The organism is Grimontia sp. SpTr1, from assembly GCF_947387585.1.
Lineage (GTDB): Bacteria > Pseudomonadota > Gammaproteobacteria > Enterobacterales > Vibrionaceae > Enterovibrio > Enterovibrio indicus.
In genome coordinates, this window is record NZ_CANDOD010000001.1 from 746,599 (window position 1) to 758,840 (window position 12,242).

General features: G+C 46.1%; 13 protein-coding genes. 10 read left to right on the forward strand and 3 right to left on the reverse strand.

Annotation, left to right across the window (positions count from 1 at the left end):
* Window positions 1–2: 2 nt before the first annotated feature.
* From pntB to QL223_RS03570, 7 genes are all read left to right on the forward strand, one after another.
* On the forward strand, window positions 3–1,388 hold the full coding sequence (gene pntB, locus QL223_RS03540; protein WP_046306412.1) for a Re/Si-specific NAD(P)(+) transhydrogenase subunit beta: 1,386 nt from the start codon (window positions 3–5) through the stop codon (window positions 1,386–1,388).
* A 135-nt stretch (window positions 1,389–1,523) separates the two neighbouring features.
* Window positions 1,524–2,966, forward strand: coding sequence for a DUF3404 domain-containing protein (locus tag QL223_RS03545; protein ID WP_002535895.1), 1,443 nt, complete (start codon window positions 1,524–1,526; stop codon window positions 2,964–2,966).
* The gene (locus QL223_RS03550; protein ID WP_165011527.1) at window positions 2,935–3,606 is read left to right on the forward strand and encodes a response regulator transcription factor; all 672 of its coding nucleotides are present in this window, start codon (window positions 2,935–2,937) and stop codon (window positions 3,604–3,606) included. The genes QL223_RS03545 and QL223_RS03550 overlap by 32 nt, the downstream gene beginning before the upstream one ends.
* A complete protein-coding gene (locus tag QL223_RS03555; protein ID WP_281543926.1) occupies window positions 3,606–4,490 on the forward strand; it encodes a DUF2861 family protein in 885 nt (294 codons plus the stop codon). Before QL223_RS03550 ends, QL223_RS03555 begins: the two co-directional genes overlap by 1 nt.
* 199 nt (window positions 4,491–4,689) lie before the next feature.
* A complete protein-coding gene (gene traF, locus QL223_RS03560) occupies window positions 4,690–5,865 on the forward strand; it encodes a conjugal transfer protein TraF (RefSeq protein WP_281543927.1) in 1,176 nt (391 codons plus the stop codon).
* 55 nt (window positions 5,866–5,920) lie between these two features.
* Window positions 5,921–6,073, forward strand: a complete 153-nt coding sequence (locus tag QL223_RS03565; protein WP_002535891.1) for a YoaH family protein — start codon at window positions 5,921–5,923, stop codon at window positions 6,071–6,073.
* 112 nt (window positions 6,074–6,185) lie between these two features.
* A complete protein-coding gene (locus QL223_RS03570; protein WP_002535890.1) occupies window positions 6,186–6,710 on the forward strand; it encodes an HD domain-containing protein in 525 nt (174 codons plus the stop codon).
* Window positions 6,711–6,938: 228 nt separating this feature from the next.
* On the opposite strand, the gene nadE is transcribed toward QL223_RS03570, so the two are convergent.
* Window positions 6,939–7,775 (reverse strand): ammonia-dependent NAD(+) synthetase, encoded by an 837-nt coding sequence (nadE, locus tag QL223_RS03575; protein ID WP_281543928.1) that lies wholly within the window; start codon window positions 7,773–7,775, stop codon window positions 6,939–6,941.
* 266 nt (window positions 7,776–8,041) lie between these two features.
* On the opposite strand from nadE, the gene QL223_RS03580 reads away from it, so the two are divergent.
* Both QL223_RS03580 and QL223_RS03585 read left to right on the forward strand, forming a co-directional pair.
* Window positions 8,042–8,575 (forward strand): nicotinate-nicotinamide nucleotide adenylyltransferase, encoded by a 534-nt coding sequence (locus QL223_RS03580; protein WP_281543997.1) that lies wholly within the window; start codon window positions 8,042–8,044, stop codon window positions 8,573–8,575.
* A gap of 107 nt (window positions 8,576–8,682) precedes the next feature.
* Window positions 8,683–9,147, forward strand: coding sequence for a hypothetical protein (locus QL223_RS03585; RefSeq protein ID WP_002535887.1), 465 nt, complete (start codon window positions 8,683–8,685; stop codon window positions 9,145–9,147).
* Here the strand turns inward: QL223_RS03585 and QL223_RS03590 are convergent.
* Window positions 9,140–9,790: a hypothetical protein gene (locus tag QL223_RS03590; RefSeq protein WP_281543929.1), complete on the reverse strand. Its 651-nt coding sequence runs from the start codon at window positions 9,788–9,790 to the stop codon at window positions 9,140–9,142. The genes QL223_RS03585 and QL223_RS03590 overlap by 8 nt on opposite strands.
* A gap of 232 nt (window positions 9,791–10,022) precedes the next feature.
* Here QL223_RS03590 and QL223_RS03595 point away from each other — a divergent pair, with 232 nt between their 5' ends.
* Window positions 10,023–11,135: a 1-acyl-sn-glycerol-3-phosphate acyltransferase gene (locus tag QL223_RS03595; RefSeq protein ID WP_002535885.1), complete on the forward strand. Its 1,113-nt coding sequence runs from the start codon at window positions 10,023–10,025 to the stop codon at window positions 11,133–11,135.
* 61 nt (window positions 11,136–11,196) lie between these two features.
* Here the strand turns inward: QL223_RS03595 and QL223_RS03600 are convergent, their stop codons facing one another.
* Entirely contained in the window at window positions 11,197–12,093 is an 897-nt protein-coding gene (locus QL223_RS03600; protein WP_281543930.1) for a LysR family transcriptional regulator, read from the reverse strand.
* Window positions 12,094–12,242: the final 149 nt, after the last annotated feature.

Genomic DNA, 12,242 nt, shown 5'->3' on the forward strand with positions numbered 1-12,242 from the left:
GAATGTCTGCAGGACTAGCACAAGCAGCCTATATCGTTGCTGCATTGTTTTTCATCCTGAGCCTTGCTGGCCTATCAAAGCAAACGTCAGCACGATCAGGTAACTACTTTGGTATCGCTGGTATGAGTATCGCGCTCATCGCGACCATCTTTGGCCCATACGCTGAAGGTCTTTCTTGGATCTTTATCGCTATGGTGATTGGTGGTGCTATCGGTATCTACTACGCCAAACGCGTAGAAATGACTGAAATGCCAGAACTGGTTGCGATCCTACACAGCTTTGTAGGTATGGCTGCCGTTTTGGTCGGTTACAACAGCTACTTAGAGCCACCAGTATACGCTGGCGAGTTTGCACACACTGAACACGTTATTCACATGGTGGAAGTGTTCTTGGGTGTGTTCATTGGTGCAGTGACTTTCACAGGCTCGATTGTCGCGTTTGGTAAGCTACGCGGTATCATTTCGTCTTCTCCTTTGAACTTGCCACACAAGCACAAGATGAACCTGGCGGCGGTTGTGATTTCAACACTGCTGATGGTTTACTTCGTGAAGGCAGACGGCAGCATGTTTGCGCTGCTTGTGATGACATTGATTGCTTTTGCATTCGGTTATCACCTTGTGGCATCAATCGGTGGCGCAGATATGCCGGTTGTCGTTTCAATGCTGAACTCATACTCAGGTTGGGCAGCAGCGGCGGCAGGTTTCATGCTAGCAAACGATCTGTTGATCGTTACCGGTGCACTGGTAGGCTCGTCGGGTGCAATTCTGTCTTACATCATGTGTAAGGCCATGAACCGTTCTTTCATCAGTGTTATTGCTGGTGGTTTCGGTCAGGAAATCTCAGTGTCGTCTGATGTTGAGTACGGCGAGCACCGTGAAGTGTCAGCTGATGAAGTTGCAGAAATGCTGAAAGACTCTCGCTCTGTGATCATCACTCCTGGATACGGTATGGCTGTTGCTCAAGCACAGTACCCAGTGCACGAAATCACTGAAAAGCTTCGCGCTAAAGGTGTTGACGTTCGCTTTGGTATCCACCCTGTTGCGGGTCGTTTGCCGGGCCACATGAACGTACTGCTCGCGGAAGCAAAGGTACCGTATGACATCGTTCTGGAAATGGACGAAATCAACGAAGATTTCCCAGAAACAGACACAGTTCTTGTTATCGGTGCGAACGACACGGTTAACCCGGCAGCAATGGAAGATCCAAACAGCCCAATCGCTGGCATGCCAGTTCTTGAAGTGTGGAATGCGAAGAACGTTATCGTATTCAAGCGTTCAATGAACACAGGTTACGCTGGTGTTCAAAACCCGCTGTTCTTCAAAGAGAACACGGCAATGCTATTCGGTGACGCCAAAGAGAGTGTGGACGCTATCTCTAAAGCGATCTAACCGCATACTCTGAATGAATCAGGCCAGCATCTTGCTGGCCTTTTTTGTGCGAGAAAACAGCAATTAGCGCGACTTCTTGCATAGACTCTTACAAACTACTGACATTGTGAAATATTTTGGTGGTAACCTCATGCCATGCAAAAGTTTCTGATTGTTTTTCTTACCTTGCTTAGCTCACACGCTTGGGCAAATGTGTCGTTCCCTGAACAGCTCAGTGCGTTCAGGCTTTCGCTATTGGCTGAACGTCCGATCGCTACTTATGCATTAAACGCTATCCACAGCGAATACCCAAAAGCGCTGCTTGTCCCTGATAGCTTGCTACCTCAATCAGCCAACTATCCGCTTAAAGATCTAAAACGTCTTTATCAATCCTCCGAAAAATGCAAAGGGCCTTGGCCTGTGAGCCCTCTGGTCACCGATCCATTGGTGTTTACCCGAGCGATGTGTTTCAACACTCAACTTCCATCGGTTTGGTTCTCCCGTTCTAATCTCATTCATCCGGGAGGAGGCAGTTACGCGGCGAAGTACGTTGAGAAATTCCCGGACCGCCGCGATGAGTTACTTCGTTTTTTTCACATCAAAGAACGGTTGTTATCACCACCTGAAACCTTGCTTGGCCGTTTGCAGCGTATGCCAGAAAACGGCATCAATGCGCTGAATGGCGGGGCAGAGTCCATTCTTTCAGGCGATGATTTGTGGCTTAGAGAAGGTAGCCAATACAAGGTTTATAGCTCGGATGTATGGTTACCCCTGCTTGAAAAACAACACCTGCTTGCCTCTTCGATTGACGACAATGGGTTCTGTTTATCCCGCATTGGTAATGTGTGTTGGAATCAGAAGCAAGCGCCCTCATATTGGTCACAGTTGGTTGTGATTCTTGCTGTCATCAACTTGCTCTGGATTGCTGGTTGGGTGTTTAACCGGTGGACGGTAAAAAGACGCCTGATGCAAGAAAGAATGCTGGTACTTCAAATCCTGACACATGAACTGCGTACGCCGATCGCGAGCCTGGGGATGACGGTAGAAGGTTTCCGCAGAAAATTCGACAGTCTGCCAGAGCCTCTTTATGATGAGTTTCGTCGCCTTTGTGAAGATTCTATGCGTCTGAAACAATTGGCCGAGGCAAGCAAAGATTACCTGCAGTCAAACCAGCAGCAACTTGTCAGAGAGAGCATTCCTTCCTTGAAAGATTGGCTTGGTTACCTCTGTGAAGAGCGTCAGGTAGAATTGCAGGTCAAAGAAGATGGACCGATAGCGGTCAACATTTACTGGTTGACGACATCACTCGACAACCTTATAAGCAATGCCAAAAAATACGGGAAAACACCCGTCGTGGTGTTTGCCGAAATTAATAACGGTCAACTCGCTATCCGAGTGCAGGATCAGGGAAGGTTGACCGCGAAAGACTGGAAAACAATTCGAAAACCTTTTGTCAGCGAAAAAGGCCTCGGGCTTGGTCTGACAATTGTTGAAGCAATGATAGAAAGAATGGGGGGCAGGCTGACATTGTCTGGGCCGCCAACCACATTTACTTTGGAGATACCTTGTGACCCAACAAACGACTCTGTTGCTGGTTGAGGATGATGCTAACCTGGCGGATGGTCTTCTCGCCAGCTTGGAACAAAACGGATACAAATGCTTGTACGCAGATTGTGCAAGTAAAGTTGAAGCGCTTTGGGCGCAGGCTGATCTTGTAGTTTTGGATCGTCAACTACCGGAAGGCGATTCTATGGAATGGCTGCCGGCATGGAAAAAAATTAAAGACGTACCGATCATTATGCTAACGGCGATGGTGTCGGTTCGTGATCGCGTTGGTGGCCTAGACTCAGGCGCGACTGACTACATGACTAAACCTTTTGCAGAAGCAGAACTGCTGGCGCGAATTCGCGTGCATCTTCGCCGTCCTGTTACTGAAGGGGAGAGTGTAGCTGACGACATTGCGGTCGGTAAGCTGAGAATTAACCTTTCTACACGTTCAGTTATTTGCTCTGAAAGTGAAGTTATCCTGACGCGAACTGAATTTGATTTGCTGGCATTTCTCGCCAAAAACGCGGGTCGTGTATTCACTCGTGATGAGCTTCTGGATCAGGTTTGGGGTTACAACCATTACCCAACGACTCGTACGGTCGACACTCACGTGCTGCAGCTCCGCCAAAAGTTGCCCGAGGTAGAGATCGAAACACTGCGTGGTGTTGGTTACCGGATGAAAATGCACTGATGAAGCAGGCGGTATCTCTCTTTGTATTCCTGATGCTTCCGTTTGGAAGCTCTGCTGCGTGGTTCAGTGGTTCAGACGCGCTGACGTCTGCCCACCAGCGCTTGCTTGAGGGGAATACCGCCCAAAGCTTTGAAGCCATGATTGAAGCTTGGCAACAGGAAAAAACGGATACAGAACAAAGACACCTGACTGAGTTACTGTCTCTAGCAATCAGCGAGGATTGCGGCAGAAGCTTAAGTACTTTGTCATTACCGAAATGGCTTCAAGCGGTTGTCATTCGTCGTGAAACGGTGCAGACACCGAACAGGGTCTACTATCAGTTTTCTATCTATGGCTCGTCAGATTCTGGCGTCGCTAACGTCACCTTTTCGGAGTGGCCAGATACTAAACTGGTGGTCTCGAATTTAACCCCGGACAACGCTAACCGTTTCAAACTAGATATAGAAGGGCTCTCTGGTGCTGTTCATGCTGGTCTTTATAAGCTTGAACTTACGTCAACCGAAGGTGAGAGCTGGTCTTCCTGGGTGCTGGTGTCACAGCCTGAGCCCATTCAGAAAATCAGTTGGAAAGACAGTCGCAGCTGGCGGATCGCACCGCCGACAGACTTAAAAAGCACCTGTCCTAGACCTTTCTTGTCGATGAATCTCTATCAGACCGACGTGGGGCAGGATGCACCTATATGGTCTGATGAAAAGGACAAAAACCTTCCTACCTCATTGCCAGTGATTGATGTCCCGAACGGACAATATTGGTTCTCTGTCGCTCTGATAGAAAGGCGGTGGCAGGGGGCAATCTTGTTTGAGGATGTTCAAAGAATCGCCAGATTTATTGATTTGCCTGATATTGATCTCAGAGAACTTTCTTTAAAGCCCAATCAAGAATAGGTTTCTTAACTTTATTTCTTTGATCTTCTATCAATAAACCAACACATACTTTTGAGTACTGTCACACCTTCAAGAATTGTCTCTTTATTGCCAATTGGCTTCTACTACGATTTGTATAGAAAGTAGACACAATGCCGTTTTTGAGTACACATGCTCACCGTGTCTCCCGCCTTTGAACCATTGAGATGGAATTCTTGCCATGAAAAAGAGCTTACTTGCACTCAGCATTGCGCTGACTTCCCTGCCTGCGCTGTCTGCTAACTACAGTATTGATACCCGAATTGATGCAATGGGTGGTGCTGGTACGGCCGCCGCGGATTACCTTTCTGCCGGCTTTCATAACCCTGCGCTCGTTGCGATGGATCCTGATAGCGCATTCGGTGTGCTTTTCCCCGTTATTGGTATTCAGGTTCGTGACCCAGATGAACTGGTAGACGCCATGGAAGATTTTGGGGATGTCTATGACACATTTACCAATGATCCGACAAATACTGAAAATCGCGATAATGCCGCTAATGCATTGAGTAATTTAAACAATAAGCTAGCTTATGTAAGTGGAGGTATTGGTGGCGCGATTGCAGTGCCAACATCGACAATATCAGGCAACTTTTTTGTGAAAGGCTATACAGAGGCCATCGTTATACCGGAAGTATCTCAAGCGGATGTTGACGCGATCAGTAGCACAACAGGCTCTGGTGATGTACCTTCTTCATTAACGTCCAAAGGTCGTGTTTTGGCATTTGGCGTTGTAGATGTAGGTTTGGCTCTGGCGGGTAACCTTGAACTTGCAGGTCAGCGTATTGCTGTCGGTGTGACACCTAAAACCCAGCAGTATTACACCTACCACTATGAAGTTGACATCAATAACTTCGAAGGGGACGACTGGGATTCAGATGCTAACCGTACCGAAGAAAGTGCGTTTAACGTAGATCTAGGTGCAGTATGGCAAACAGGACTTTTCCGTGTTGGTTTTGCAGCAAAAAACCTGATTTCACAGGAAATCAAAACCGTAAACTACACGCGTGAGTACACCTATCATATCGAGCCACTTTATACCGTGGGTGGTGCGTTTGTTACAGACCTTTTTGTTGCAGCTATTGATGTGGACCTGAATGAACAAAAACGCTTCTCAGCGCCAAGTGGTCCAGCTATTGTCGACAATACTCAGCTAGTGCGTCTAGGCGCTGAGTTTAATGCGTTCGGTTGGGCTCAGCTCAGAGCAGGGTACATCAACGATTTGGAAGACACCTTGGATGGTACAGTCACGCTCGGCCTTGGCTTATCGCCATTCAATACCGTTCACTTTGATCTTGCTGCCCAGCTCATTGATAGCAATAGCTATGGCGGTTCTGCACAACTGGCATTTACCTTCTAAGGTAATTGGCAGTAGAATGTGCGACTTCTGAAACAGAGTGATTTCGAGGTCGACAATGAACGGTATGCCAACACTGAGCCATGCTGAACAACAAGAAGCAGCCGAGCGTATTCACGCTTTAATGGCACAGGGCATGAGCAGCGGTGAGGCCATCATGTTAGTGGCCAATGAGATTCGAGAGCGCGAAGCGTCGAAAAAAGATGATTAATGTGAAAGCGGCCAATAAATGGCCGTTTTCTTTTTCTGGCTTGACGTTATCCTAGAGGCAAGATTTTTAACCATTTTTTCTATATGGGAATAAGCAAGATAAAGGAGCGACGTTGAACGATCGGTTAATGCTGGCAAAGACATTCGCTCGTGCTCGTCACGAAGGGCAACGTTACGGAGAATTTCCGTACCACGTGCATTTAGATGATGTAGAAAAACTGGCACAACCGTTTGGGATCAACGCAATGATCGTGGCTCAACTGCACGATGTGCTGGAAGACACAACGACAAGCGTCGATGAGTTAGTCCAAGATTTTGGCGATAAGATTGCGTTGTCTGTCAGTTACCTTACGGATCCGGTGGCGGGTGACAGAGGAGAGAAAAAGCGACAACTCAATCAGCGTTTTCTCCAACTTGATGAGACCGATGAAGCCGCGAAACTAGCATTGATCGTCAAAGCTTGCGATCGATTATCCAATGTGAAAGCCTGCCGGCTTTTCCATCCGGCAAAATTCTTGATGTATCAGAAGGAACATTCTGAATTTCGCAAAGCTGCCTATCGATATGGCTTGTGTGAAATGATTTGGTGGGAATTGGATATGCTGATTGAAGTCGGGGACAAGATAGCCCGATATTAAATCTCATACCAATCACAGTAAGTAGGTGATCAGAAATAGCGCAGGAAAAATGCTCGAGAATAAGGCGGGAAATTTCGATAAGTAGTTATTCTACAGTCAAATTTCCCAACGCAGTTATCGAGCATTTTAACAAGCTAGGATGAACAGATATTTACTACGATTGGTATCAGATACTGCAGACAAACAAAAAGCGCTCATCAAGAGCGCTTTTTGTTGTTAAAGACGAGTTTATTCGTCGTCGTAAATAGTCGGGATTGGCTGGCGTTTGTGCTGTGTGGCATTGTAGATAGCCACCAAACGATCTTTCACGCGATCTTCAACAGCTTTGCCTTCCAGAAAATCATCAATTTCGTCGTAAGTCAGTTGAAGTGCATCTTCATCTGCTTTCTGTGGTGACAGCTCTTCAAGGTCAGCGGTAGGTGTTTTTACTACTAAGAGTTCAGGTGCACCTAAATGAGCAGCTAACTGGCGAACTTGACGTTTGCTTAGGCCAAACAGAGGCGCTAAATCACAAGCACCATCACCAAACTTGGTATAGAAGCCGGTGATGTTCTCAGCAGAGTGATCTGTTCCCAGCACCAAGCCGCCAACCAAGCCTGCGATTTCGTACTGTGCGACCATACGAGCACGTGCTTTTACATTACCCTTAACGAAATCGACCTTGGCATTGTCTGTTGGAATCAAACCGGTGCCGTCCAGCGCGGTCAGTGTTGAAGCATGCAAGCCATCAACACCATCTTTAATGTTCACGCTGACAGAGTGTGTTGGTTGGATAAAGCTTAGTGCCAACTGGGCTTCATCTTCATCCTTCTGAACACCGTAAGGTAAACGCACAGCAATGAACTGATAATCAGATGAACCTGTTTCTTCATTCAGTTGTTCAACGGCTAATTGCGCTAGACGACCACATGTGGAAGAGTCGACGCCGCCACTGATGCCCAAAACCAAAGATTTTGTGCCAGAGGCTTTCAAACGGTTTTTGATGAAGGTGATACGACGCTGAACTTCAAATTCAGCATCGATTGTTGGCAATACTCGCATTTCTTCGCGGATAGCTTGTTCCATTTCAAGACAGACCCTTGTGACATGTTTTGTTTATTCTGCAACATCCTACGCGCAAAATCATGATCATTCTTATCTCAAACTTCTCTTAGCGAAGATTTCCCCGTTTTAGAGCGTGGGTCATGTGTTCTTCTCACCAAAATGATGCAAAAACAGGCTAGGCAGATGGTTTCTTGTTCATCCAATCTCGATTTCGCTGCAAATAGATTGAAGGGGGCTGATTGAATCGGTTATCAATAGAGAATGGATGCAGAACAATACAAGAAGAAATGAGTAAAACGGAATTACGGCAAAACATTGCCATCTTTGGCAGCGCATTTAACCCACCTAGTTTTGGGCACCTCAGCGTCGTCCAGCGATTGAGTCATTTCGACCGCGTTTTATTAGTGCCAAGTTATGCTCATGCTTGGGGTAAACAAATGGCAGATTTTTCTAAGCGCTGTGAATGGGTCAGTGATTTCATTGATGACTCAAACTGTGAAAATTTAACGCTTTACCGAGAAGAAGAAACCTTATACGCAGAAGAATCTGTGACTACTTGGGCTTTGCTTAACCATATTCAGCAGCAACATCCCAATTCTGATCTCACCTTCGTACTTGGGCCTGATAATCTTTTAAACTTCTCCAAGTTCCACAAATCGGCAGAGATTTTGCAAAGATGGAACGTACTTGCTTGTCCTGAGAGTCTACCCGTCAGGAGTACGACGATCAGGGAGCGATTGCTGGCAGGGGAATCCATTGATGACCTGACCACGCCAGCACTGGCTAACAAATTGAGGTCTGAAGACTTCAGCCAGTTATAAGAAACAATGACTTTATCGGCGCAGATTTTTTGATATAGCCTTGAGCGAAATCCCGACGCGATAGGCAATTTGGAGGCGCACGATAGAGCAAGGGAAGATGCATACTCATGATTTCTATATTGATACCAAAATTGATGGCGGCTGCTTTTATTGTTACGCCGTCATTTGTTTCGGCTGCTTTTATTGAATCCGGCAATGCCATTGACGATGTAGATGTCGTTGAATCCATCAACTTTTCACAATCGCAAAATCGCAGCGTGATTGAATGGCAGGTGGAAGATCAGGTAATACCAACTATCTGGGACAGCTGGAAGCATGATTGGGACATACCACACTTCCTTTCCACACAAACTGGAGCCTCATACTACGGGTTTGGTGTTTGGAAACCGGAAGAGTATCAAAAGCAAAGCTTTACTGAGATTGGAATGGAAGATTGGATTTTAAACCACGGTTTGAACTTCAGTTTTACCACTGAATCTAATAGCAGCGATACCCGGTATCGGTTGGATATGCGATGGCATGAAGACACCAATACCGAGTTTCTACTGCAAATGCAGGTGCCAATTAAATAACACCAACCGTTCTTTCTATCAGCAGCATCAGCTCCTTTTCAGGCATTGATGCTTGCTGTGCAATGTTTGTCAGTTTCTTGCCCGACTTCATTTTCTTTACACAGTCTCTTACTTTCAGTTGCAGCGCAATCTGGTCTTCACCATAGCCTGTACATTGCAGAACTTCACTGCACTTGAGTCGTTCGCTGCCATCAAGGCGGGCTATGGCATCTGCTAACTGCAAGGTCTTGGTATCATACTTGTCATCCGGCGTGACAGAAGAGAAGTAATCGCGCGCGCAGCGCAGCAACCTGCCATATGCACCATCCCAGCTATTGTCGACCGTTTGCCCCAGTTGCTCCGCAATACCCGCTACCAACAAAGATGGCAAAACATAACCAGCTGAATTAGGCATTGATACTGTGGATCGAACAGAGAAATCAAAAGAAGAAATCACGGAGTTTTGTAATACGGTGACCGCACTCAGGCAACCGGAAGGTAGCCAGAAGCCTTGTCCCTTACAAACCGGGAGTTCTACTTTGCCAAGGCGGATTAGAACTAAACCTTGGTGAACCAAAATATAGGAAGACTGAGGCTGTTTTTTTCGAGGGCCGACATTTAGGTAGTCAGCTTTTTGGTAAAAATATTCTATGGCTTGCTTCATTTTAACTTTCTCTCATTGCGAGGCGCACATAGTGTTGGGTTTTCAAAATGAGATCAAGCAAAGAGAGGGTTTAGTCGTGCTTTGTTGTCCAAAAATCCTCCGCATTGTTACAATCATTAGCAAGGGAAATGAGGTAAGACCTCCAACCTCTGTATAATGCTGATTAAAACAATGTTCGAAATCCTATATCCGCGTAAAATGGCGCGGTTTTTATCGGAGCAAGTAGAATCACGTGCAACAAACTAACGATCCTTTCTTAGAAATTCGTCCATACAATGACGATGAAGTGCCTGGTGCGATTGATCGTCTGATCGAAGATGAAGAATTCATCTCAGCCATTTTAAAGTACCGCTTTCCACAGTTTTCTGGCATAGCAGGTTGGCTCCTTAAACCAATCTTGAAGCGATACCTACATTCCAAGTGGAACAAAATCAAAACTGTTCGCGACGTTCAGCTCCATATCGCTACATACATGGACTCAATGATTAAAAGTACGTCAGAAGGTTTGACGACAAGTGGTTTGGACAAATTGGATCCTAACAACAGCTATTTGTTTGTTTCTAATCACCGCGATATTGCGATGGACCCAGCGATGGTCAACTGGTGTCTGCATGAGAATCAGTTTGATACGGTTCGCATCGCCATTGGTGACAACCTGCTTAAAAAGCCTTGCGCAACTGAACTGATGAAACTGAATAAGAGTTTCATCGTTAAGCGCTCTGCGAAAGGCCCAAGAGAAATGATGAAGGCGTTGGGTCAGTTATCTGCTTACATCAAAGCCTCTTTGGATGAGAAGCAGTCTATCTGGATTGCTCAGAGAGAAGGTCGTGCAAAAGACGGCAACGATAAAACTGATCCTGCGATTTTGAAAATGTTCTTCATGGAAGGGCGTCGCCAGAAAATTGAATTCGCTGATTATGTGGCTTCGCTGCGTATTGTTCCGGTGACTATCTCTTACGAAAACGATCCATGTGATGCAGCAAAAGCGAACGAGCTTTACCGTAAGCAGCAAGAAGGTGGATATGAAAAAGGTGAGTTTGAAGATATCGAAAGCATCGTTCAGGGTATTGTTGGCCAGAAACGCAGAATCCATGTCGAGTTTGGTGACGTGATAGGTAACGAGTTCGATTCACCTGAAGCGCTGGCTGCAGAAATTGATCGCCAGATTTATCAAAACTATCACTTGTTCCCAGCAAACTACATTGCTGCGGGCAAAGAGCACAGCTCAATCACTGATAGTGACCGCGCCCAGTTTGATAGCAAGCTTTCTTCATTGCCTGAAGGCGTAGCTAAGATCGTCAAGGCAATGTACGCCATGCCAACCGACAAAAAAGCTGACGCATAACATTGATTTATTGATAGAAAAGAGGGTGTGACATTGTCACATCCCCTTTTACTTTATCAGCTTAAACGACTCGAATATTTTCCGAAAGGAAGTCTACGAAGTGTCTAACCTTGGGTGCCAGGTATTCTCGGCGTGGATAGACCGCATAAACAGGTAGCTTCATTGTCGGCTTCCAATCCTTCATTAATACTTTTAATTCACCGTTTTCAATTTCACTATCTAATAGATAAGTAGCGATATAAGCGATACCTACACCTGATTTGGTCGCTTCCAAAACCGCTGGGGCATTGTTGATACGGTAAGATCCTCTGACAGTCACTGATTGCTCGCTACCATCTCGTTGAAATGGCCATTGATCATAAGTGCGCTGGACACTTTGATAGGTAATACAGTTATGTTCGCGAAGGTCGGATGGGTGTTTGGGTGAACCGTTTGCCTCAATGTATGCCGGTGAGGCTACCAACTTAAACTGGCAGTCGCCCAGTTTTCTCGCAACCATTCCTTCTGGTGGTGCTTCATGAATAGCCAGCCAACAATCAAATCCATCTTCAACAAGGTTTGGACGGTGATCGAATAAATGTACTTCCAACTCGAGGGCAGGAAACTGTGCTTGAAATGTAGAAAGTAACTTTGTGATCTGGGCATTACCAAATGACTGAGCAACGCCAACCTTTAATCTTCCAGAAACCTCATTTCTAAAACCAGCAACCATGGCTTCAGCGTCTTGCATGGTTTCGACAATCTGGCGCCCGAAGGCTGCATATTGCTCGCCGGCTTCGGTTAGGGCAACAGAGCGGGTATTTCTTTGAACCAGCTGAACACCTAATCGTTCTTCGAGATAGCGAATTTGCTTACTGACTTGAGACTTTGAAATCCCAAGGTACTCGGCAGCACGGGTGAAGTGCTGTTCATGCGCTACAGTCGCAAGGACCACCATTTGCTGAAGGTTATCTAACATATGGAATTTTCGTTAGTTATCGAGAGGCGGATAGCGTATCACATCTCTTCCGAATTCATTGAGTGACGTTGTCACAAGCAGATGAAACTCCTTTATTTAAATTTGAAGGTAGTAGGTCTCTGCCAACATTCCTTCAATTTGGAGAGGAG